This is a genomic window from Paraburkholderia sp. GAS82 (assembly GCF_050436285.1).
GTDB lineage: Bacteria > Pseudomonadota > Gammaproteobacteria > Burkholderiales > Burkholderiaceae > Paraburkholderia > Paraburkholderia phenazinium_B.
In genome coordinates this window covers 107926-129868 of sequence record NZ_JBNDLX010000004.1, presented here as the reverse complement: position 1 = coordinate 129868, position 21943 = coordinate 107926, and the positions used below count along the sequence as shown (strand labels likewise).

At 62.5% G+C, this 21943-nt stretch carries 23 protein-coding genes; 14 read left to right on the top strand and 9 right to left on the bottom strand.

From position 1 onward, the window contains the following. Positions 1-198: 198 nt before the first annotated feature. From P3T17_RS14090 to P3T17_RS14080, 3 genes are all read left to right on the top strand, one after another. Positions 199-453 carry a hypothetical protein gene (locus tag P3T17_RS14090; protein ID WP_074264880.1) on the top strand — a complete coding sequence of 85 codons (255 nt, stop codon included), beginning with the start codon at positions 199-201 and terminating at the stop codon, positions 451-453. Positions 454-751: 298 nt separating this feature from the next. After that, the gene (locus P3T17_RS14085; RefSeq protein WP_429407339.1) at positions 752-2278 is read left to right on the top strand and encodes a tetratricopeptide repeat-containing sulfotransferase family protein; all 1527 of its coding nucleotides are present in this window, start codon (positions 752-754) and stop codon (positions 2276-2278) included. Positions 2279-2374: 96 nt separating this feature from the next. Further along, a complete protein-coding gene (locus P3T17_RS14080) occupies positions 2375-3025 on the top strand; it encodes a trimeric intracellular cation channel family protein (protein ID WP_429407337.1) in 651 nt (216 codons plus the stop codon). A gap of 59 nt (positions 3026-3084) precedes the next feature. Here the strand turns inward: P3T17_RS14080 and P3T17_RS14075 are convergent, their stop codons facing one another. The 3 genes from P3T17_RS14075 to P3T17_RS14065 all read right to left on the bottom strand — a co-directional run bounded on the left by P3T17_RS14075 (position 3085) and on the right by P3T17_RS14065 (position 4564). Continuing rightward, positions 3085-3777, bottom strand: a complete 693-nt coding sequence (locus P3T17_RS14075) for a carbonic anhydrase (protein WP_429407335.1) — start codon at positions 3775-3777, stop codon at positions 3085-3087. A gap of 121 nt (positions 3778-3898) precedes the next feature. Beyond that, a complete protein-coding gene (locus P3T17_RS14070) occupies positions 3899-4165 on the bottom strand; it encodes a hypothetical protein (protein WP_074264876.1) in 267 nt (88 codons plus the stop codon). Positions 4166-4351: 186 nt separating this feature from the next. Then, positions 4352-4564 carry a DUF3820 family protein gene (locus tag P3T17_RS14065; protein ID WP_429407894.1) on the bottom strand — a complete coding sequence of 71 codons (213 nt, stop codon included), beginning with the start codon at positions 4562-4564 and terminating at the stop codon, positions 4352-4354. Between the two features lie 126 nt (positions 4565-4690). Between P3T17_RS14065 and P3T17_RS14060 the strand changes: the two genes are divergently transcribed. Then, complete coding sequence (locus P3T17_RS14060) at positions 4691-5743, top strand: NADP(H)-dependent aldo-keto reductase (RefSeq protein WP_429407333.1); 1053 nt, start codon at positions 4691-4693, stop codon at positions 5741-5743. Between the two features lie 162 nt (positions 5744-5905). Here the strand turns inward: P3T17_RS14060 and P3T17_RS14055 are convergent, their stop codons facing one another. Beyond that, a complete protein-coding gene (locus P3T17_RS14055) occupies positions 5906-7306 on the bottom strand; it encodes a M20 family metallopeptidase (RefSeq protein WP_429407331.1) in 1401 nt (466 codons plus the stop codon). A gap of 255 nt (positions 7307-7561) precedes the next feature. Between P3T17_RS14055 and mnmH the strand changes: the two genes are divergently transcribed. From mnmH to P3T17_RS14040, 3 genes are all read left to right on the top strand, one after another. Then, entirely contained in the window at positions 7562-8803 is a 1242-nt protein-coding gene (gene mnmH, locus P3T17_RS14050; protein ID WP_429407329.1) for a tRNA 2-selenouridine(34) synthase MnmH, read from the top strand. Positions 8804-8867: 64 nt separating this feature from the next. After that, complete coding sequence (locus tag P3T17_RS14045) at positions 8868-9926, top strand: permease (protein WP_074264872.1); 1059 nt, start codon at positions 8868-8870, stop codon at positions 9924-9926. Positions 9927-10175: 249 nt separating this feature from the next. Beyond that, positions 10176-10598, top strand: coding sequence for a hypothetical protein (locus P3T17_RS14040; RefSeq protein WP_074264871.1), 423 nt, complete (start codon positions 10176-10178; stop codon positions 10596-10598). An 18-nt stretch (positions 10599-10616) separates the two neighbouring features. Here P3T17_RS14040 and P3T17_RS14035 read toward each other — a convergent pair whose 3' ends face one another. Beyond that, positions 10617-11444, bottom strand: a complete 828-nt coding sequence (locus tag P3T17_RS14035; protein WP_074264870.1) for an ABC transporter permease — start codon at positions 11442-11444, stop codon at positions 10617-10619. Between the two features lie 87 nt (positions 11445-11531). Beyond that, positions 11532-12494 carry a nodulation factor ABC transporter ATP-binding protein NodI gene (nodI, locus tag P3T17_RS14030; protein ID WP_429407328.1) on the bottom strand — a complete coding sequence of 321 codons (963 nt, stop codon included), beginning with the start codon at positions 12492-12494 and terminating at the stop codon, positions 11532-11534. A gap of 212 nt (positions 12495-12706) precedes the next feature. Between nodI and P3T17_RS14025 the strand changes: the two genes are divergently transcribed. Continuing rightward, entirely contained in the window at positions 12707-13198 is a 492-nt protein-coding gene (locus P3T17_RS14025; protein ID WP_074264868.1) for a universal stress protein, read from the top strand. 126 nt (positions 13199-13324) lie between these two features. Here the strand turns inward: P3T17_RS14025 and P3T17_RS14020 are convergent, their stop codons facing one another. From P3T17_RS14020 to lexA, 3 genes are all read right to left on the bottom strand, one after another. Next, positions 13325-13972, bottom strand: coding sequence for a DUF2939 domain-containing protein (locus P3T17_RS14020; RefSeq protein ID WP_429407326.1), 648 nt, complete (start codon positions 13970-13972; stop codon positions 13325-13327). Between the two features lie 182 nt (positions 13973-14154). Beyond that, positions 14155-14499 (bottom strand): hypothetical protein, encoded by a 345-nt coding sequence (locus P3T17_RS14015; protein WP_429407324.1) that lies wholly within the window; start codon positions 14497-14499, stop codon positions 14155-14157. A 30-nt stretch (positions 14500-14529) separates the two neighbouring features. Continuing rightward, positions 14530-15183 carry a transcriptional repressor LexA gene (lexA, locus tag P3T17_RS14010; RefSeq protein ID WP_074264865.1) on the bottom strand — a complete coding sequence of 218 codons (654 nt, stop codon included), beginning with the start codon at positions 15181-15183 and terminating at the stop codon, positions 14530-14532. Positions 15184-15513: 330 nt separating this feature from the next. Here lexA and P3T17_RS14005 point away from each other — a divergent pair, with 330 nt between their 5' ends. From P3T17_RS14005 to P3T17_RS13980, 6 genes are all read left to right on the top strand, one after another. After that, the gene (locus P3T17_RS14005) at positions 15514-16554 is read left to right on the top strand and encodes a sulfate ABC transporter substrate-binding protein (RefSeq protein WP_429407323.1); all 1041 of its coding nucleotides are present in this window, start codon (positions 15514-15516) and stop codon (positions 16552-16554) included. Between the two features lie 118 nt (positions 16555-16672). Further along, entirely contained in the window at positions 16673-17578 is a 906-nt protein-coding gene (cysT, locus tag P3T17_RS14000; protein WP_429407321.1) for a sulfate ABC transporter permease subunit CysT, read from the top strand. Further along, positions 17575-18543 carry a sulfate ABC transporter permease subunit CysW gene (gene cysW, locus P3T17_RS13995; RefSeq protein ID WP_074264862.1) on the top strand — a complete coding sequence of 323 codons (969 nt, stop codon included), beginning with the start codon at positions 17575-17577 and terminating at the stop codon, positions 18541-18543. The genes cysT and cysW overlap by 4 nt, the downstream gene beginning before the upstream one ends. Positions 18544-18569: 26 nt before the next feature. After that, on the top strand, positions 18570-19628 hold the full coding sequence (locus P3T17_RS13990; protein WP_074264861.1) for a sulfate/molybdate ABC transporter ATP-binding protein: 1059 nt from the start codon (positions 18570-18572) through the stop codon (positions 19626-19628). Between the two features lie 60 nt (positions 19629-19688). Beyond that, complete coding sequence (locus tag P3T17_RS13985; protein WP_074264860.1) at positions 19689-20615, top strand: CysB family HTH-type transcriptional regulator; 927 nt, start codon at positions 19689-19691, stop codon at positions 20613-20615. Then, positions 20615-21751 (top strand): asparaginase, encoded by a 1137-nt coding sequence (locus tag P3T17_RS13980; RefSeq protein ID WP_429407319.1) that lies wholly within the window; start codon positions 20615-20617, stop codon positions 21749-21751. The genes P3T17_RS13985 and P3T17_RS13980 overlap by 1 nt, the downstream gene beginning before the upstream one ends. Positions 21752-21943 lie beyond the last annotated feature (192 nt).

Sequence of the window (21943 nt, the reverse complement as noted above, 5' to 3'; positions counted from 1 at the left end):
CCTGACCCCCTTGTCATCCGCCTCAGGTAAGGCGCTGACGGATTGTTTCAGCCACAAGAAAAGTTATTTCGGATTATCAGTATAAATTCTCGATAGTAAGGGAATACACTTATTCCCATCGATGTTGCAGACAGCCTTAGCAGCACCATGTCGCGACGTCTTCCTGAAACGAAATCCGAAACATTTATTGGAGTCATCATGAAGAACAAGCTTATCGCCGCCCTGTTGGTTGCCGCTTCCGCCTCGCTCGCAGCACCTGCTTTCGCCAGCGGCTACGGCCCGGCACCGTTCTATCGTCCGGGCGTTGGTGCTCCGGCTTCGCAACAAGGTCAAAGCGTGCAAACCGTTGCCGCTGAGCGCGCTGCTGCAGACCAGAACGCATACGGCGGTGTGAACGCAACGTCGTCGCAATCGGGCTCGCATCAAGTTTCGAACGGCCAGCAAGCTCAGTAATTGCAGTAATCGGGTAACACAAGGCGTTCGCAAGGAACGCCTTGTGAAGAAACGCCAGACTCTGGAGGCAATCGCCGGCAGAGCCTGGCGTTTTTTATTGGCGGCATGCAATTTTATCCTGGCAGCTACCCATCCTCACGCTGTGTTCGCCGCTACCTCACACCGTTGCTCCTCCTGTAACAGTTCGTGAAATTTGGAAATCAAGTTCTGACGCATTCCTGCTAACTTCGCGCTCTATTGGTACGACGTACGCCGCCCGCCGCTCAACGGTGCTTTTAGTCGCGATTTCTGGCCGTCCATGACGCAAGACAAACAGCTGGCAACAGCGGACGACTGGTTCGCCCGTGGTAACGCGTGCGCCGAACGCGGTGAATTCGAGGAAGCGCTCGCGTGCTACGAACAGGTTCGGCTCGAGCGGCCGGCAGACCCCGGCGTCTACAACAACCTCGGCTCGACGCTCGCCAGAATGGAGCGCCTCCCGGAAGCGCTGGAGCGTTACCGCCAGGCGCAGGCGCTCGACCCCAACAACGCGGACATCCATCACAACATCGGCTGGATTCTCGAGCAGATGCATCAACTCGAAGAGGCGGTGCTCAGCTATCGGCGGGCGGCGCAACTGGGCACGCTGGTCGACGGTTCGTACAACAACATGGCGAACTGTCTGCAATCTCTGGGTCGTTTCGACGAGGCGCATGCGGCTTACCGCCGTGCGATCGAGATCGCGCCGCACAGCATGGTGTACTACCGCAATTTCGTTCAGTCGAAGCGCATGACGCTCGACGATCCGTGCTTCGTCACGATGCAAAAGCTGGTGCGGCACGCCGCTGCGATGACCCCGGACAATCAGGCGCAACTGCATTTCGCCATGGGTCACGCGCTAGGCGATCTCGGCCAGCATGACCAGTCGTTCGAGCATCTGCTGAAAGCCAATACGATGTATCGCCGTGGCGTGAACTACAACGAGGCCATGACGCTGGACCTGTTCGGTCATCTGCCTCGCCTGCTGAACGCAGAGGTGTTGAAAGCCAAAGGGGGTCTCGGCGATCCGTCCACGTCGCCGGTTTTTATCGTCGGGATGCCGCGTTCCGGATCGACGCTGATCGAGCAGATCCTGGCGAGCCATCCGCAGGTCTTCGGTGCGGGGGAGCGTCCGGATTTCGGCAAGGCGCTGGTGAACGCGCTCGCGCGCAGCGAGGCGGACAAACACAAGCTCAACTTCGACGACATGCGTTCGGCGACTGCTGTGCAGCTGGCTCCGCTCGGCGCGGACTACGTGCGCCGCATTGGCGTCGAGGTGCCTGACGCATCGAGTTACGGGCGCATTACCGACAAGTATCCGTTCAACTTCATCAACGTCGGCCTGATCCATCTGGCGTTGCCGAATGCACGGTTCATCCATAGCCGCCGTTCGCCGGTAGAAGTCTGCCTGTCGATTTACTCGCGGATTTTCCAGGACGTCCCGTTCGGCTACGACCTGGGCGAACTGGGCCGCTACTACCGTGCGTACGATGCACTGATGGCCCACTGGCGCGAGGCGCTACCTCCGGGCGTGATGATCGAGGTGCAATACGAGGACCTCGTGAACGATCTCGAGGGCAACGTGCGACGCATGCTCGCGCACTGCGGACTCGACTGGGACGAACGTTGTCTCGCGTTCCATCGGACCCAGCGTCAGGTGAATACCGCGAGCGCTTCGCAGGTGCGCAAGCCGTTGTTCCGCACCTCGCTCGAACGCTGGCGTCCGGCCGCGAAACTCCTTCAGCCACTCTACGATGGCCTTGGCCCCGCGCTGCTGGAGGCAGATCGCAAGCGGAGTGCCGTCTGACGCTGGCCGTCCGCCTGCGACTGAAAAAATTTCCCTCTTTGGCCTGTTTCCGCGATACCTTTCGACAACTCAAACGAGGGTAGGGGTGACAGGGCAATGCCAACACTGTCGATCAGCAAAACAAGGTTAAACGTCGAGACAGTCATCTGGGCGGCCGATCTGGCCGGCACGTTTGTATTTGCAGTCGAGGGGGCGGTCAGCGCGATGCGCGGCGGTCTCGATCTGCTGGGGGTGATGGTCATATCGTTCGTCGCCGCACTCGGCGGCGGCGTGATCCGCGACCTGCTGCTCGGCGCGACACCGCCAAGCGCCATTCGCGACTGGCGCTATCCGGCGCTGACGTTCGCAGCAGGTCTGCTCACCTTCGTGCTTCATTCGTTTGTGCCGCCGGTTGCGGGTCTGGTGGTGACCGTGCTGGACGCCGCGGGCCTCGCGTTGTTCGCCGTGGCTGGCGTCGAGAAAGCGCTGCTCTACAAGATCCGTCCGTTCGTGGCGATGTTGATGGGTACCATCACGGGCGTGGGTGGCGGTGTGATCCGCGATATCCTGCTGGCCCGTGTGCCCCTTGTACTGCGGGCGGATATCTACGCGAGCGCGGCTTTTTTCGGTGCGCTGGTGGTGGTGCTTGCGCGTCGCGCCGGCGTGTCGCCGGGTTGGGCCGCATTCGCAGGCGGGGTGGCGTGTTTCGCGCTGCGAATGGCGGCCGTCACGTTTGGCTGGCATCTTCCGAAGGCGTCGGGTTACTAGGCGCAACGGAGTTGATAAGGATACCTACGGACAATCTTCCTTCGCTCAAACTCCGGCGACTATCCGGCCTGACCGGCTGGCCGCGGCTTGGCGGCATCATCGGGACGTGTGCGCACTGCACGGACATCGGGATGCTCGCCTAGCGAAACGAACCTTGGCGGGTTGGCTGAACCGTCGAGAGCGTCAATTGCGCCTCGCTCGATGTCATACACCCAGCCGTGCAGGTTGAGGCGCCCTTGCGAGAGCGCCACCGCAACCGACGGATGAGTCCTGATGTTGGCGAGTTGTGCCTCGACGTTATCGCGCACCAGTGCGTTCAGGCGCGCCTGGGGCGTCGCATGATTGTGGGCGGCGTTGACGGCTTTGGCCGCATCGGCGTGCCGCAACCACGCATCCACGGCGGGCAGCTTATCGAGGTCCATGCAGCTCGAGATGGCGGTCATCGCTCCGCAGTCCGAATGCCCGCAAATGACGATGTCTCTGACGCCCAGCACCGCCACCGCATATTCGACGGTCGCGGAGACGCCGCCCGGTTCCGGTCCATACGACGGCACGATATTGCCGGCATTGCGGATCACGAACATATCGCCAGGCTCGCGTTGCGTCAGCAGTTCGGGTACCACGCGGCTATCGGAGCAGGTGACGAACAGCACCCCAGGTTGCTGGCTGCTGGCGAGGCGCTTGAAGAGCGCGGAGCGGGCGGGGAACACTTCCCGCTGGAACTTCAGAAAGCCTTCGATGATGTCCTGCATGTGTGTTTCTCCGGGCGTGGAACCATGACGCGAGCATGTTCCCCAGGGGCTACGGGGTCCAAGACCGGATTATGACGGATCGAATGAGTCAATCCTATAGCTGGGCCGTTATGTTGCAGTGCTAGTGCGTCACGCTGATCGCTGGCGGTGGCAAATGCAACGCATGATGCAACATCGGGTACACGCACACGAGGAACGCGGCGTACAACGCGGCCATCGTAACACCGGCGGCCGTGCCCCAGACGTCGCGCGACGCAGCACCCTGGCGGAAGTGGACAGGCAGGCCCACGATGACATAGCCGAACATGAAGAATGCAATGACGGCCCATACGGGCGACATGTCGTGACCGATGTATTCCAGCAGATGAATGAGGCTGAGATTGTGCATAGAGCGAACGGGATCTGAACTGAGAAACGGATCAGTGGTGCTGATTACAACGCGATGAATCCGATGGGTCAAGCCGCAAAACGTTAATATTTTTTACAGAAGAAACAGCACGCCCGACAGCTTTCATTCTGTATTGCTTTGGCGACGAAACTGTCGACTGATTTTGCAGAACTGAAAGCTCGACGATCAACGTTTGCGTAGTGGTTCGATTAACGGCTTGAGGCCGTTGTGATCGATCTCGTGCATAAGCGCCAACAGGCGGCCGATTTCGCCTGGAGGGAAGCCTTGACTCGCAAACCAGTTCAAATAGTGACCCGGCAAATCCGCAATCAATCTGCCTTTATATTTTCCGTAAGGCATGACGCGAGTGACCAGCAATTCGAGGTGTTCTGGATTCATCGCGAAGGTTGAGGTGAGCTTACCGGAGTGACGTGAGGCCTGCATTTTAGCTGCGCTGCAAGCATTCTGCCGGCATGGTAACTTCGTGGCCTTTCGTACAATCAACCAACCAACAGGAACAGTTCGATGGAATACCGCAGACTAGGCAACTCCGACATCGAGGTCAGCCTGATCGGTCTCGGCACCATGACCTGGGGCGAGCAGAACAGCGAGCGCGAAGCGCACGAGCAGATCGGCTATGCACTCGACCACGGCGTTACGCTGGTCGATGCCGCCGAAATGTACCCGGTGCCGCCGCGTCCGGAGACCCAGGGCGCGACCGAACGCTGTATCGGCACCTGGCTCGCGCAGCATCGCAGCGCGCGCGAGAAAATCGTACTCGCGACCAAGATCGCCGGCCCGGCGCGTCAGCCGCATAATCCACGCCATATTCGCGGCGAGGGTAATCAGTTCGACCGCAAGAATCTGACTGAGGCACTCAACGACAGTCTCAAGCGCCTGCAAACCGAATACGTCGATCTGTACCAGTTGCACTGGCCCGATCGCAGCACGATGACCTTCGGCCGTAGCGCGTATCCGTGGGTTGAAGATGCCTATACGGTGCCGATCGAAGAAACCTTGTCGGTGCTCGCTGAGTTCGTCAAGGAAGGCAAGGTGCGGCATATCGGTGTGTCGAACGAAACGCCCTGGGGCGTCGCACAGTTCCTGCACGCGTCCGAGAAGCTCGGCTTGCCGCGCATTGTCAGCATCCAGAATCCGTACAGCCTGCTGAACCGCACGTTCGAAACAGGGCTGTCCGAGTTCACGCATCGCGATGGCATTGGCCTGCTGGCGTATTCACCGCTTGCCTTCGGCTGGCTCTCAGGCAAGTACGAAGGTGGAGCGCGTCCGGCGGGTGCCCGCATCACGCTGTTCGAACGCTTCCAGCGCTATAGCAAGCCGCAAGCCGTGCAGGCGACCAGCCGTTACGTCGAACTCGCGAAACAGCATGGCCTGTCGCCCGCGCAGTTCGCGCTGGCGTTCGTCAATAGCCGGCCTTTCGTGACGAGCAATCTGATCGGCGCGACCTCGCTTGAGCAGTTGAAGGAGAATATCGCGAGCGTGGACGTGAAGCTCTCGCCGGAAGTGCTGGCTGAAATCGACGCATTGCACGAGCGGCAGCCGAATCCTGCGCCGTAATTTGCGGTAGGAAAAGAAGCGGGCCCGGTTGCGTATGCAAGCGGGCCCGTTGTTTATTGTGGCGTGCTGCGTGCTGCGTGCTGCGTGCTGCGTGGCATTGTCGTGGCACCGTCTTGGCGCGGTCCTGGCGCGGTCCTCGCGTCGACTCGGCAAGTGCTGGTCTCAGGCGCTCGCTGCCGGCACCTTGGGTGCGTTCTCGCCGAGGTCCCAGAACAGCCCCGCCATGATCTGCAGTCCTTCACGCGCCACCGGTCCGAGCAGATGCTCGTTCGGCGCATGCTGCGAGCAGGCCGGATATGAGTGCGGCACCCAGATGGTCGGCAGGCCTAGCGTGTCGGCGAACACCTCATTGGGCAACGTGCCACCGAGGTTCGGCAGGACCGCCGTCTTTTTGCCGGTAGTGCGTTCGAGCGATGCGATGGCCCACGTGACCCACGGGTCGTCAGGATCGAGTCGCGTGGCCGGCGCGCCGCGCTCGACTTTGATCTCGACCATCGGAAAGCCGTGTGCATCGAGATGGGTGCGCAGATACCCAGCGAGGTTCTGCCAGTCGGTGCCCACCACGAAGCGCAACTGGCAATACGCAAAGGCGGAGGCGGGAATCGCATTGACCGGATTCTCGGGATTGCCGGCCTTGAGCGCCAGCACTTCGAAGCTGTTCCAGCCGAACACGCGTTCCGGCGGGGTGAGGCCGGGCTCGCCCCAGTTGTTGTCGACGGCGGGGTCGCCCGGACCACCGCCTACGCTGATATCGGCGAGCGCGCGGCGTACCGCGTCCGGAATCGGCGGCGGCCGCAGGCCTTCGACGGCGATCACGCCGCGTGCGTCCACAAGGCTTGCCAGCGCATTGGCAAGGACCGTCGCGGGATTGCGGAGCAGCCCGCCCCAGTTGCCCGAGTGATGCGCACCCTCGCGCAGGTTCAACTCCAGCCGGAAATTGATCGAGCCGCGCGAGCCGAGAAAGACCGTTGGGCGGCGCGCCGCAAGGCGCGGGCCGTCCGAGGCGATCAGCACGTCCGCGCCGAGCGCTTCCTTGTGCGTGTGACAGAAGGCGTCGAGTCCCGGCGAGCCGGTTTCCTCGCCCATCTCGATCAGCAGTTTGGCATTGAAGCCGAGCTTGCCGTCTCGTGCGTCGAGCACGCTGGCGAGCGCCGCCAGATTGATGGTGTGCTGGCCTTTGTTGTCGGCGGTGCCGCGGCCGTACCAGCGCTCGCCCTCGACCTTCACGGTCCACGGCGTCAGCGACTCGCGCCACTGGTCGTCGTAGCCGCGGACCACGTCGCCGTGGCCGTAGATCAGCACGGTCGGCAGGTCGTCGCCTTCGTGCCGCGTGGCGATCAGAAGCGGGCCGGCGCCGGCCACCGGGTTGTCGAAGATGCGCGTTTCGAATCCAAGGCGCTCAGCCTCCGGGACGATCTCGCCGGTCAGATAGGCGAGCAGGGTGGCGGCACGTTCAGGCTCCTGGCTCTCGGTGCGAAAGCCGACGCGGCGATTGAGGTCGGCGAGAAACGCGCCCGAATCGAAGTGGTGGGTTGCGTGCTGGATAGCCTGGTCGCGGGTCAAGGTCGTCTCCGGTGGGGCGATAGAGGGCAGGGGTGCGATCGATTCTAGGAGGGTGCCTGTTTTGTCACAATCATTGTCTTTAGAAGCTTGCGTTGCCGAAATGGCAAAGCCCGGGCGTTTGACGAGATGGCCCGATTGCAGCGCTCAAGGCGTCCCGGCCGCCGCCCATCCACCCCATGCGATAATTCTGGCTTGCCGATTGCCGCCATTCCGGCTATTTCATTCGAATTCGGCCCCTCTTCACGCGTCGTTCAATTGAAAAATCTGCTTGTTCCGCTCGATCAACTGGCGCGATTCGATGAGATCGTGGACGTTCGCACGCCGCTCGAGTTTGCCGAAGACCACATCCCGGGTGCGATCAACGCGCCGGTGCTGAGCAACGAGGAGCGCGTGATCGTCGGCACGATGTACAAGCAGGTCTCGCCGTTCGAGGCCACCCGCGTCGGCGCGGCAATGGTCGCGCGCAATATCGCGGCGCATCTCGAGACGACCTTTGCCGAGCGTCCGCGCAACTGGCGCCCGCTGATCTATTGCTGGCGCGGCGGCAAACGCTCCGGCTCGATGACGACCTGGTTCAACCTGATCGGCTGGCAGGCGCGTCAGCTCGACGGCGGCTACAAGGCCTATCGCGGCTCGGTGGTCGCGGCGCTCGCGAGCTTGCCGGAGCAGTTCGAGTACGTCGTCCTGACCGGCCATACCGGTAGCGGCAAGACGCGGCTGCTGCAGGCACTGCACGCAGCCGGCGCGCAGGTGCTCGATCTGGAAGCGCTTGCGTGTCATCGCGGCTCGTTGCTCGGCGCGTTGCCCGATCAGCCGCAGCCCGCGCAAAAGGGCTTCGATACCGCGCTGATCGGCGTGCTGTCGGGCTTCGACGTGCGCCGGCCAGTGTTCGTCGAAGCGGAAAGCCGGCGCATCGGCACGATCACGTTGCCTCAAGCGCTGTTCGAGCGCTTTCATCGCGGCGCCTGTGTGGAAGTCGATACTACCCATGACGACCGCATCACGTTTTTGCTGCAGGACTATGCCCATCTGTTCGACGACCCGGCATCGTTCAAGCATCAGCTCGAACGACTGATTGGCTTGCATAGTCGCGAGCAGGTCAGGCACTGGCAGCAGTTGATCGACGCGGGCAGCACGCCTGCCATGGAAGGCGTAGACCGTGCGGATATTGCAGCCACACGCGCCGAGCTGTTCGGGGAACTGATCGAACGGCACTACGATCCTGCTTATCAACGTAGCAGCCGGCAGCATTTCAAGCGCCTCGGCGAGGCGCTGCACTTCAGCTTCAGGCCAAACGCGGCCGACAGCGTCGGGCAGGCAACGGCGTTGCTGGCGAAACTGGCCGCGACGCAGGGACAGGCGCTCGCGGGCGCGCAGCAGGGCGTTCAAGCGCTTGACCAGGCCGCCGCCGCGGTCTCTGCCACGTCGGCAGCATCGTCAGCAAGCGCTTCGACGAATGGCGCTACGCCGCGTCCTGTGGCCATCAAGCCCGGCTAGCCCGAGTTTCCGGTTCAAACCCAGGTAGCCCAGTTTCCGGTTCAAACCCAAACACACGATAACAATGAACACCACACGCTCAACCCAACCCGCCTCAGGATGGCTGATTTTTCTGCTAGTCGCCGTCGCCGGGCTCTTTTATGTGAAGTGGTTTCCGTACTATCACCGCGCCTTCACGGCCGCGGAGACGCATTCGATCGGCAAATCCATCCTGATGGGCACGGACGCCAGTCCGCCCGCGCCGTCGCTGGCGGCGGCACTCGGCTACGCGCTCGCCTACGGCAAGGCGATCTGGCAGGCAATGGTGCTCGGCCTCGTGCTCGGCTCGGCTGTGCAGGTGCTCTTGCCGGTGCAATGGATCGCCCGCGTGCTCGGCAAGACCAGCTTCGGCAGTGTGGCGGCGGGCGGCCTGCTGGCCATCCCCGGCATGATGTGTACCTGCTGCGCGGCGCCGGTGGTGGTCGGCTTGCGGCAGCGCCAGGCCTCGCCCGGCGGCGCCATCGCCTTCTGGCTCGGCAATTCGGTGCTCAATCCGGCCACGCTTGTCTTCATGGGTTTCGTGCTTGGCTGGAACTGGGCGGCTCTGCGTCTCGTACTGGGCGTACTGATGGTGTTCGGCCTCGGCTATCTCGTGAACCGGCTCGTGACGCCACAAGAGGCCGCCGCGGCCGACGGGCAACTGGCGCAACTTGCTGCATCGCAGGAGCAGCAGCGAGGCAATCCCTTCGTGCGCTGGCTCAGCCTGTTTGCCCGCATGGCCGTGCGCCTGATCCCCGAATATATCGTCCTCATCCTGCTGCTCGGTGCAGCGCGCGCCTGGCTCTTTCCGCACGTCGGCCCGGAGATCGGCAACCAGTTTGGCTGGATCCTCGCGCTGGCGGTCGCCGGCATGCTGTTCGTGATCCCCACCGCGGGCGAGGTGCCGATCATTCAGGCGATGCTCTCGCTAGGCATGGGCGTCGGCCCCGCAGGTGCGCTGCTGATGACCCTGCCGCCCATCAGCGTCCCTTCGCTGGCGATGCTGGCACGCTCGTTCCGGCCGCGTCTGCTGACGGTGGTGGCCGTTTCGGTAGTGCTGTTTGGCTTGCTGGCGGGTGGCCTGGCTGTCGCGCTCGGATTCTGAGCGCGAGCGGGCGCTCGCCCCCATTGCGGCCGACAAATCCCGCTGCCAGTTGTCGAATCACGACCTAAACTGAGGAACTGGAGGTGCCGGGATCGAATGCGCGATGGCTTGGATGTCATGGCGATGCCGACTAGTGGTACGATTTTCAGCCCAAAAAACAATAAGCGAAGCACAAGCGGCGTGCACCTTTGCCACCGGTGCGCAGGCGACCCGCCGCATACACTCGAGCAATTGCAATCAGGAAATCGAATGGCCCAACAAAAAACAAATCCGAAGCTTGAACAGGCGCTGACGCGCGGGGACCTCGCGATCCGCCAGGCGAACTCGGCGCGCGCTACGGCGCTGCTGCGCGCCTTGGGCAAAATGATCGTCGACGCCTCGGCGACGATCGGCGTCGACGCCTTCACGCTGATTCCCGATGGCGATCGCATTTACGATCCGGCCGACGGCCTGTGGCCCCAGGAACTGCTGGTGTCGTTCGACGGCCCGGTAGAAGAGTCCGATCCCGACGAAGTGCGCACGGTTCGCCTGATTGCCGATGATCCGGGCACGCTGTTTCGCGTCGAGTGGCAGCGCGCGGACGGCAAGATCGGCCGACAGGAAGGCGGACCGTTCGCGACGGTCGCGTTCATCTCCGACGTCGATATACCCTGGACCGACGACGAAGACTGAGCGCGCGCGAGATGCGCCTTAGCGCATCATCCGTCGACGAAACAGCACGGCTGCGATACAGAACGGCACCACCACGTAGGCGGCCAGTACGGCGACGTGCAACGCTACGTGGTCGAGCGGCCGGCCAAGCATCGCAGGGCGGATCAGATCGACCGCGTGCGCGAGCGGCAGCAACTGCGTGACGAATTGCGCGACGGGTGGCAGCTGGGCGATCGGAAAGAACACGCCGGAGAGCAGCAACATCGGCGTGAGCGCCAGCGTCTGATAGAACATGAAGAAATCGTACGACGGTGCGAGCGCCGTCACGATCATCGCGACGCTGGCGAAGGCGAGGCCGGTGAGCGCGATGACAGGCAATGCCAGCAGCATCGACGGAAAGCTCGCATAGCCGAGCGCTCCGGCGACCAGCATGATCGCCACGCCGGACAGCATCGACTTGCTGCCGGCCCACATCACTTCGCCCAGTACGATATCGCCTAGCGTGAGCGGCGTGTGCATGATCGCCTCCCACGTTCGCTGCACGTGCATGCGCGAAAAACCCGAGTACATCGATTCGAAGCTCGCCGACATCATCACGCTCGATGCAACAGTGCCGGCCGCGAGAAACGCGATATACGACACGCCGTCGACGTGGCCGACCATCAGGCCGAGTCCGAAGCCGAGACCGAACAGATAGATCATCGGATCGGCGAGGTTGCCGAACATCGACGCAATGGCAAGCTTGCGCCACACCAGATAATTGCGCCGCCATACGGCGATCCAGTTGACCGCGTTCGCGGGCAGGGCGGCGAAAGGCTCGCTCGCAGGCGCTGCCTGGCTGGGAGTGTCGTAGGTGCGTGCGTCCATGGCGGGTCGGTGAGTGATTGAGTCGAAGCTTGTGTCTATGCGTGAGTCGATGCAATGGCTGTTTTTGTTTGCCCGTGCATTGATGGCTCAGTCCTGCATTTCACGGCCTGTGAGCCGCAGAAACACATCTTCGAGATTGGCTGGCCGGTGCAGATAGCGCAGATCCGCGCGCTGCTTGAGGCGGGCATGTACCGGCTCCGCGTCGGTGACATAGCAGAACAGCGTCTCGCCGCTGATCTCCGTACGCTCGGCAAGCGGCGCCAGTTCGTCGCGCAACGCGACAGGGTCCGGTCCATAGATCTCGATCACATCGCAGCCGATTTCCGAAGCGATCAGTTCATTCGGCGCGCCTTCCGCGATCTTGCGTCCTTCTTCGATCACGCACAGGCGATGGCACAGCCGCTCGGCTTCTTCCATGAAATGCGTGGTCAGAAGAATGGTTTTGCCGCGCGCGAGCAGCGAGCGCAAGCGTTCCCAGATCAGATGGCGCGCTTGCGGATCGAGTCCGGTGGTCGGTTCATCCATGATCAGCACGTCGGGGTCGTTGACGAGTGCGCGGGCCAGCGTGAGGCGCCGCTTCATACCGCCCGATAGCTCTCCGACCCGCGCATCTGCCTTGCTTTCGAGCCGCGCGAATTCGAGCAGCGACGGCACCATGGCGCGCGTTTGCGCCGCGCTCAGACCGAAGTAGCGGCCGAACACCAGAAGGTTTTCGCGCACGGTGAAATCCGGATCGAGGTTGTCGAACTGCGGCACTACGCCGACTCGCGCGCGGGCATACCTGGCGCGTGATGGAATCGGTTCACCGCCTAGGCGGATCGTGCCGGCGTCCGGAGCCGCGATGCCGAGCAGCATGCGCAGCGTGGTGGTCTTGCCTGCGCCGTTCGGGCCAAGCAGGCCGAAACACTCGCCGGGCTGTACATGGAACGACAGGCCGTCAACGACAGTCTTACCACCGTAGCGCTTGTGGACCTGTACGAATTCGATGGCGGCTTCTGGCATGGGTCGTTGTGGATTCCGAAAGATGTGAAGGGCCGTAAAGCTGCCCATTTTAGGGCATCGACGGCTTCATGTCGGCACTCGTGCACTGCTCGGGTGCGGGTTCCTGCGCTGCGGCATGATGCGCGAGGTGGCTGGGGACAACGGATGTGTTGTTAGCGCGCTGTTAGTACCCAGTTAGCGTTTTCCAACCCTTGCAAGCTGAATTGCGGCGCACCATGATTCATGACAGAGACCGCGATCGACGCGGTAGGGAGAACATCATGGCGAGCTACAAGAAAATCCTGCTGTGCTACGACGGCTCGCGCGAAGGCCGCAAGGCGCTGCGCTGCGGCGCCGACCTGGCGCTGGACCTGAAGGCGGAAACACATCTGCTGTCGGTTGTCGACATGCGCTCGAGCATTGCGCAAAGCGCCGGTCTCTTGACCGATGTGGCCTGCGGCAGCTTCGAGAAAACCGCTCGCGACATCCTGCAGGAAGGTGTGGAGTGGCTCACGGAGCGGGGTGTCACCGCACAAGGTCATTTTGCGTTCGGCCATCCCATAGACGAAATTGCCAATCTCGCCAACGAGCTGCATGTGGATCTGGTGGTGGTCGGTCACCGTTGCCGCACCGGCCTCTCGCGCTGGTGGATGGGCGCGGGCAATACGCCGCTGCTCGACCGCATCTCGTGCAGCATTCTGGTGGCGTGTTCGTCGGCGCAAGAGCAGGAGCAGGCCGCTGCACCGGCTGCTGCAGCTACCACTGCGGCCTGAGATAGAGCGGAGTGGAGTGGCAGAGGCCCGCCTTTGCGGGTCGGGCCGTGCCTTGGGTACAGTCAGGCTGCGCGGGAACGGGCGGCCTGACTGGTGAAGGCGCATTGCTTCGCCGCACGGCGAGCGCTAGCCGTTCAGATCTACCGCGGCCAGCTTCCACGAGAACAATCCTTCGCGCCGCAGAATCGCGGCATAGCGCGTATCGCCGACACCGTGCTGATACGTGACGACGAATTCATTGATGCCACGATAGGCGACCGTTGTCTGCGGCGGTTGCGGTGGGGTTGTCGGTGAGCCGGCCGTCGCGGGAGCGGGCGCCGTCGAGTCTGCGCTGCCGGCAGGCGCATTGGCTGGAGCGTTCGCAGGCGCATCGGGCGGTACCGGTGGCCGTTGGGTCGGATCGCCGCGCGGCGGCATTCCGTTCAGGAGTGCGGCGACGCCATCTGGGGTTGCGTAAGCATCGACCACCGGACCAATCAGTGCGACGCCTATCATCGCGCCGAGGGCCGCGAGCGGATTGCCGTTGGCACGCGCCTGGATCTTTCTCGTCAGCAGACCAGCAATCTGATCCTTCAGGCTTTCGCGCAACGCGGGATAGTCGACATATTCGCTGACGGTTTGCGCGTCACGTTCATCGGCGGCGCGTTTCAGACGATCGAGTGCGAGATACGGCAACGCATAGGCGTACCCGAGTACAGCCACGACCACAATGACAAGCACTGTGACGATCAGCGGCCGCGCGACGCCGCGTTTTGCAGGTGTTGAAACAGCCATCGGGCGAGCTTCTCCGTGAGGTGTGATCTAACGTGGACCGCATCCGCGGGAAAACGATCCCCATACGACCGATGCACGATTATCCCTGAGCCAACCGCGCGCAACCTCACGTAATGATCTTTACCGGGTGTGCGAACCGCCTGACGGCCGGTTCACCCATCTCTGGGCTTTTTTCCGGATGCTTACTCGAACATCGCATTCTGCACGCCGGCCGTTTCTTCGGCGATGCAGCGGTCGATCATGCGGCACACGGCGTCCACCGTGCCGACCATGATCAGACGCGACGGCCCGTGGTACACCCGCACCGGCGCGCGCCGGGCTGGCTCCGCCGTATTGAGCCCTGAATTTAGCGACACGCGTGCGAAGGCCGGCAGCGCCGACGGCAAGGTCGAAGCATGCGGCTGCGGGTCGTCGAACAGCGAAGCAGTAACATTGGACGCCTCGATCGGCGCGCACGGTACGAGATTGCGCAAATGGCGCAGGCGACCGAACTGACGGAAGGGCAGCAGGCGGGCAAGGCGTTCCATGATTCTCTCCAGTCGTTGTTCAGGCAAGGTTCAGAACTCAGTGGGGCGGATCAGCCCCACTGCGATGCCTTCCAGTGCGAATTCCGCACTGCCGGCCTGAACAAAGATATTTTCGTAATCGGGGTTCTCGGCGATCAGCTCGATGCCATTCGGCCGGCGCTTGAGACGCTTGACCGTCACGTCGTCGCCCAACCGCGCGACGATGATTTGGCCGTCTTTGGCTTCGCTTTTCTTCTGTACGGCGAGCAGGTCGCCGTCGAAAATGCCGGCGTCCCGCATGGACAACCCGCGCACTTTCAGCAGGTAGTCCGGCTTGCTGGAAAAGAGCGCCGGGTCGCAGGCGTAATGCTGCGAGACGTGTTCCTGCGCAAGGATCGGGCTACCCGCGGCCACCCGGCCAACCAGCGGCAGCGACAACTGCATGATGCTGGCGTGCGGCAGCGTGAACTGATGCGGCCCGTCGTCCTGACTGGCCAGCAGTAGCCGGATGCCGCGCGACGCGCCCGCGGCGAGCTCGATGACCCCCTTGCGAGCAAGCGCGCGCAAGTGCTCTTCCGCCGAGTTAGCCGAGCTGAAGCCCAGCTCGGCGGCGATCTCCGCGCGGGTGGGCGGAAAACCGGTGCGTTCGATGGCCCGGCGGATCAGATCGAAAACTTCTTGCTGTCGTGCGGTGAGTTTGGTCATGGGGTCACTGTATGGATAGACAGGTGACTGTATTTTTATACAGTATCCGGCGCAATTCAAGCTTTACTTTAAGTTCTCGACCCTGGGTGTCAGTGGAACGCCGTCAGACGGCGTCCTAACACCGGATTTCGTGCCGCAACGCCGCGTCCGGCTGTCATTACCACTTTTGAGTATTAAAAAATGAAGAAACATTATTTTTAATGATGAAAGCCCTTCGATAGACTGGGCCTCGAGTCGACGCAGGCAAGACGCGCGCAAGACCTCAAACACCAAACACAACAGACAGGAAGGGGCACGTTGCCTCGCCTGACCACCACGCGGAGAAGCTGGATGATCGATCAGGGCACGGGGCTCGCACGCAGGACCAGGAAGCTCATCACGGTGCTGGCGCTTGGCGCCGCAGCGGCACTTGGGCTGACCGGACAGACGCAGGCGGCGGACACGACGCTGCTGAATGTGTCGTACGACCCAACGCGCGAGTTGTACCAGCAGATCAACGAGGCATTCGGCAAACAGTGGAAAGCCCAGACCGGCGAGACCATCACCTTCAAGCAGTCGCATGGCGGCTCAGGTGCGCAGGCGCGCTCGGTTCTTGACGGGCTGCAGGCGGACGTCGTGACGCTCGCGCTCGCTTACGACATCGATGCGCTTGCCAGCAAGGGCATCGTCGACAAGAACTGGCAGAAGCGTCTGCCGGACAACGCCGCGCCGTACACCTCGACGATCGTTTTCCTCGTGCGCAAGGGCAACCCCAAACACATCAAGGATTGGGACGACCTGGTGAAGCCGGGCGTGTCGATCGTCACGCCGAACCCAAAAACCTCGGGCGGCGCACGCTGGAACTATCTGGCGGCATGGGCGTATGCCGAGCATCAACCGGGCGGCAATGATCAGAAGGCCAAGGAATTCGTCACGAAGCTGTACAAGAACGCGGGCGTGCTCGATTCGGGCGCGCGTGGGGCGACGACGAGCTTCGTGCAGCGCGGTATCGGCGATGTGCTGATTGCCTGGGAAAACGAAGCGTTTCTGTCGCTCAAGGAGTTTGGTCCGGACAAGTTCGAGATCGTGGTGCCGTCGGTGAGCATTCTGGCTGAACCGCCTGTATCGGTAGTCGACAAGGTGGTGGACAAGCATGGCACGCGCAAGCTGGCTGAGGCGTATCTGAACTTCCTCTACAGCGAGCAGGGGCAGGAGATTGCCGCGGAGAACTTCTACCGTCCGCGTTCGGACAAGGTGCCGGCCGCGCTGACCGCGAAGTTTCCGAAGCTGAAGCTGTACACCGTGGATGACACGTTCGGCGGCTGGGCGAATGCGCAGAAAACGCACTTCGCAGACGGTGGCGTGTTCGATTCGATCTACTCGCCGCAGTGAGGCGTAACGAGGTAAGGCAGTCAGGCTGTCGTCCGGCGCGCCTCAAGGGGCGCGCCGTTTGGCCATTCAGCCTGGTCCAGCCGCGCGACCCGGTTTTCACCCTGAAAGAGCATCGAGCATGACAACGTTGACCTTCCGCAAGCCAAGCGCCTTACCGGGCTTCGGCCTGACGCTCGGCATCACAGTGGCGTATCTGAGCCTCGTGGTGCTGATTCCGCTTGCGGCGACCTTTCTCAAGACCGCCTCGCTCGACTGGACGCAGTTCGTGCACGCGGTCGCTTCGCCGCGCGTGCTGGCGTCGTACCGGTTGACCTTTTTTGCGGCGCTCGGCGGCGCGCTCGTCAATGCGGTATTTGGCTTTCTGGTGGCGTGGGTGCTGGTGCGCTATTCATTTCCGTTCAAGCGGCTCGTTGACGCCGTCGTCGATCTGCCGTTTGCGCTGCCGACCTCGGTGGCCGGGATTTCGCTCGCGGCGGTTTACTCCGGTAATGGCTGGATAGGCCAGTTTCTCGAACCGCTCGGGATCAAGGTCGCCTTTACGCCTTTGGGCGTGCTGGTCGCATTGACTTTCATCGGTCTGCCGTTCGTGGTGCGCACCGTGCAACCGGTGCTCGAAGAATTCGAGCGTGAGCAGGAAGAAGCCGCCGCGTGCCTCGGCGCGTCGCGCTGGCTGACGTTTCGCCGCGTCGTGCTGCCTGCGGTGATGCCGGCGTTGTTGACCGGTTTCGCGCTGGCCTTTGCGCGGGCGCTCGGTGAATACGGCTCGGTGATTTTCATTGCCGGTAATGTGCCGATGAAGTCGGAAATCACATCGCTGCTGATCATCACCAAGCTCGAACAATACGACTACGCTGGGGCAACGGCTCTTGCGGTCGTGATGCTGGTCGTGTCGTTCCTGATGCTGCTGCTGATCAATACGCTGCAGTGGTATCTGCAGCGTCGTACACGTCGTGGTTCAGCGGCGCCGGCGCTGCCTGTCCCAGGCGCTATCGGTGCGGCAGGCGTGACAGGAGGTGTCCAATGAGTCACGATTCTGCTGCGTTGCAGCCGGTGTCGAGTACTGGCCTGAACGCTTTGCGCCGTAACGATCCGGTGAGCGAGCCGCGTCTCGTGCGCTGGCTTCTGACGGGCATCGCGTTGCTGTTCCTCACGCTATTTCTGGTGGTCCCGCTCGTCGCGGTCTTTTATCAGGCATTGAGCAAGGGCGTTGGTTTTTACTTCGCAGCGCTCGCCGACCCCGACGCGATCTCTGCAATCAAGCTGACATTGCTGACCGCTGCGATCGCGGTGCCGTTGAATCTGGTGTTCGGATTGGCGGCGTCGTGGTGTATCGCGAAGTTCGAATTCAAGGGCAAGGCGTTGCTGACGACGCTGATCGACCTGCCATTTTCCGTTTCACCGGTGGTCTCAGGGCTCGTCTATGTTTTGCTGTTCGGCGCGCAGGGCTGGTTCGGCCCGTGGCTGCAGGATCACGACGTGCAGATTATCTTCGCGGTGCCAGGCATTGTGCTCGCGACGATCTTCGTCACCTTTCCGTTTGTCGCGCGCGAGCTGATTCCGTTGATGCAGGCGCAAGGCAACGACGAAGAAGAAGCGGCTCACGTGCTGGGCGCATCCGGCTGGCAGACTTTTCGGCGCGTCACCTTGCCGAACGTCAAATGGGGTCTGCTGTACGGCGTGATTCTGTGCAACGCGCGGGCGATGGGCGAGTTCGGCGCCGTCTCGGTTGTGTCGGGCCATATTCGTGGGCAGACCGACACGATTCCTCTGCACGTCGAAATTCTTTACAACGAATACAACTTCTCGGCGGCGTTTGCCGTGGCCTCGTTGCTGGCGCTACTGGCGCTCGTCACGCTGGGCCTCAAGCTGCTCGCCGAGCGGCATCTGTCGGCAGAACTGGCGGACTCGCGCGATGTTCCCGCGCACGCCGGTCCAACCGTTTCGCAGTCGTCCGCGGCACTTGCGCCGAAGCAACAGCCGATCCAGTAAGCAATAAAGTTGCATGGGAGTAGTCAATGGGCATCACCGTTCGTAACCTGCAAAAGCGCTTTGGCGATTTCACCGCGCTCGATAACGTCTCGCTCGACTTTCCGCCAGGCGAGCTGGTTGCGCTGCTCGGGCCGTCGGGTTGTGGCAAGACCACGTTGCTGCGCGTGATTGCGGGCCTCGAATATGCGGACTCGGGTCAGGTTGTGCTGCAAGGACAGGACGTCGCGACGGTGGGCGCCCGTGAGCGCCAGGTCGGCTTCGTGTTCCAGCATTACGCGTTGTTCCGTCACATGACGGTGTTCGAAAACGTCGCCTTTGGTCTGCGCGTGAAACCGCGCAAGGAACGGCCGTCGGAAGCGGTGATCCGCGAGAAGGTGCATGAACTGCTCAAGCTCGTGCAACTGGACTGGCTCGCGCAACGCTATCCGTCGGAACTGTCGGGCGGGCAGCGTCAACGCATCGCACTGGCGCGCGCATTGGCGGTCGAGCCGAAGGTGTTGTTGCTCGACGAACCTTTCGGCGCGCTTGATGCGAAAGTCCGCAAGGAACTGCGTAGCTGGCTGCGGCGTCTGCACGACGATCTGCATATCTCCACGATCTTCGTCACGCACGACCAGGAAGAGGCGCTCGAAGTGGCGGACCGCATCGTCGTGCTGAATCGCGGTCACGTCGAGCAGGTGGGCAGCCCGCAAGACGTGTACGATCATCCGCAGACTTCGTTTGTTTACGAGTTTCTCGGTGCGGCCAACCGTCTGCACGGCAAGGTCGACAGCAACGGTTTTGTGGTGGACGGCGCCGCGTTGCCGGTAGCTGCCGCCGCAGGCTTCGAAGGTCCGGCGTTCGCCTATGTGCGTCCGCATGACCTGCAGCTTTATCCGCAGGCGTTGGGTCATCGCGATGGGATTGTCGTGGATGTGCGTCGCGTCGTGACGCTGGGTGGTTCAGTGCGGGTCGAACTGGCCGGCCGCGAGGGCAGTGTGCTCGAAGCGGAACTGGATCGCGAAGCGTGGCGCGCGCTGCAACTGAATATCGGCGACGGCGTGACGGCGGTGCCGCGCGCGTTGCGCGTGTTTCCAGCGCATTGAACGTGCGCTTGCCTGGCTACTACTCTATAACTTAACTCTGGCTGAACCGGAGACACACAGATGAACTTTCAGCAACTGCGCTTTGTGCGCGAGGCCGTGCGGCAGAACATGAACCTGACGGAAGTCGCGAACGTGCTGTACACGTCGCAGTCGGGCGTGTCGAAACAGATCAAGGACCTCGAGGACGAACTCGGCGTCGATATTTTCATTCGCCGTGGCAAGCGCCTGACGGGCCTCACGGAGCCGGGCAAGGCCGTGCATCAGCTGATCGAACGGATGCTGCTCGACGCGGAAAACCTGCGCCGTGTGGCGCGACAGTATGCGGATCAGGATAGTGGCCACCTTGTCGTCGCTACGACCCACACGCAGGCGCGCTACGCGCTGCCCAAGGTGATTCGCCAGTTCACCGAAGTGTTCCCGAAGGTGCATCTGGCGCTGCGCCAGGGCAGCCCGCAACAGATTGCGCAGATGATCATCAACGGCGAAGCGGACATCGGTATTTCGACCGAAGCGCTTGACCGTTTCCCGGACATCGTGACGTTCCCGTGCTATTCGTGGCATCACGTAGTGGTCGTGCCGAAGGGGCATCCGTTGGTCGGGCGTGAAAATCTGACGCTCGACGAGATTGCCGAGTTTCCGATCGTCACGTACGACCAGGATTTCACGGGCCGCTCGCATATCGACCAGGCGTTCGCGAAGGCGGGTGCGCTGCCCGACGTCGTGCTGACCGCGATCGATGCGGACGTGATCAAGACCTACGTCGAACTCGGTATGGGCATTGGCGTGGTCGCGGCGATGGCATACGACCCGAAGCGCGATACCGAACTGGTCGCGCTCGATACGCAGCATCTGTTCGAGGCGAGCACGACCCGTGTCGGCTTGCGCAAGGGCGCGTTCCTGCGCGCTTATGCGTATCGTCTGCTGGAAATGTTCGCGCCGCAGCTGAAGGAAGCCGAGATCGCTGCGCAGTTGCGCGCAGTGGATTGATGCTGGCGTGCTGTCGCGGCGCATCGCTTACAATCGCCGCCATGAATACTTCGACTCCTTCCTCATCCGGCGCGCAGGGCGCCGGCTCTGCCGCCGCCGCTTCGCCGGCCAGCGGCTCCCAGCCCGCCGCTTCCGAAGCCGCGCACGCGCTGCCGCGCATTGCCGTACTGGCGACGGGCGGCACGATTGCCGGTTCTGCCGCCGATGCCGCCAACACCTCCGGCTATCAGGCCGGCGTGGTCGGCGTCGACCGCCTGCTCGAAGCGGTTCCGGCGCTCTCGGGCGTCGCGCAGATTCAGCCCGAGCAGGTCGCCAGCATAGACAGCAAAGACATGGCGCTTGCGCTGTGGGCGACCCTCGCGCAACGCGTGAATGCGCTGCTGGCAAGCGATGACATCGACGGCGTCGTGATTACGCATGGCACCGATACGTTAGAAGAAACCGCGTACCTGTTGCATCTGACCGTCAAAAGCACCAAACCGGTCGTGCTGACCGCGGCGATGCGGCCTTCTTCGGCGCTCTCCGCCGATGGTCCTCTGAACCTGCTCAACGCCGTCACTGTAGCGGCGAGCCAGGCCGCGCACGGGCAGGGCGTGCTGGTGGCATTCAACAACCGCATTCACAGCGCGCGCGATGTGGTCAAGACCAGCACCTACGCAGTGGACGCGTTCCAGTCTCCGGAAGTGGGCGCGCTTGGCTGGGTGCAGGACGGACGCGTGGAATTCCAGCGCAAGGTCGTGCGTCCGCACACCGTCGATACGGAATTCGTGATCGGCACGAAGTGGCCGAATGTGGAGATTGTCGTGAGTTATGCGGGCGCATCGCGGATCGGCGTCGATGCTCTGGTAGCTGCGGGCGTGCGCGGAATTGTGGTAGCCGGCACCGGCAACGGTTCGATTCACGCGTCGGTGCAACAGGCGCTTGCCGATGCGGTGAGCCAGGGCGTGGTGGTGGTGCGCTCGTCGCGGGTCGGCTCGGGCCATGTGATGCGCAACGGCGCTGCCTCCGACGATGCGCTTGGCTTCGTCACAGCGGGCTCGCTCAATCCGTACAAGGCGCGCGTGCTGCTGATGCTGGCGCTCGCGGCGGGTGGCACCGGACCGGTGGCGCTGCAGAAGATCTTCGACACGTACTGAGGCGGCGACCTGCGAAGCGTGCGCGATACGGGTTGAGTTTCGAGCGCGCTTTGAAACGTCCGTGCAAAAAGAAAACGCGGCGATAAGGGCTGATTGCCTTATCGCCGCGTTGTTTTTGCATGCTATCAGTGTGCACTATCCGACAGCCGGACACCCGACGACGACGTCTGACCGACCAAGGCTTCCCCGCCG